Genomic DNA, 397 nt, shown 5'->3' on the forward strand with positions numbered 1-397 from the left:
CTTTATTGGAGGCGATGAGCATGGAATGTGCTATTGTCTCCACAAGGGCTGGAGGAGTCGTAGAAGTTGTGAGAGATAAAAGGGATGGTTTGTTGTGTGAGGTGGGTGATTATAAATGTTTGGCAGAGAAAAGTTTAGAATTAATTGGGGATGCCAAGATGCGTCAAAAAAAGCAGCTCTCAGCCAGGGAAAGGGTAGTAAGTTCCTTTAGTTTAAAGAGAATGGTGGATGAGTTGGAAGTTATTTATAGTGAGCATGTGAAGAAGTGATCTTGTGACCAAGTGACCTTGTGAAGAAGTGATCTTGTGATGTGGTGACGGTGAAAACCTGTAGACAAGGAGACTGTGGAAAGAGGGGACTCGGAGACATAGGGCTATAGCTTTGATTGGAAAAAGGA

The 397-nt window shown here is 43.1% G+C and carries 1 protein-coding gene; it reads left to right on the top strand.

Annotated features, from left to right (window positions below; genetic code table 11):
• A partial coding sequence (locus tag HC175_RS19880; protein ID WP_168139821.1) for a glycosyltransferase occupies nt 1–269 on the top strand: 269 nt, incomplete at its 5' end.
• Nucleotides 270–397 lie beyond the last annotated feature (128 nt).

Source organism: Salinimicrobium oceani (assembly GCF_012037645.1).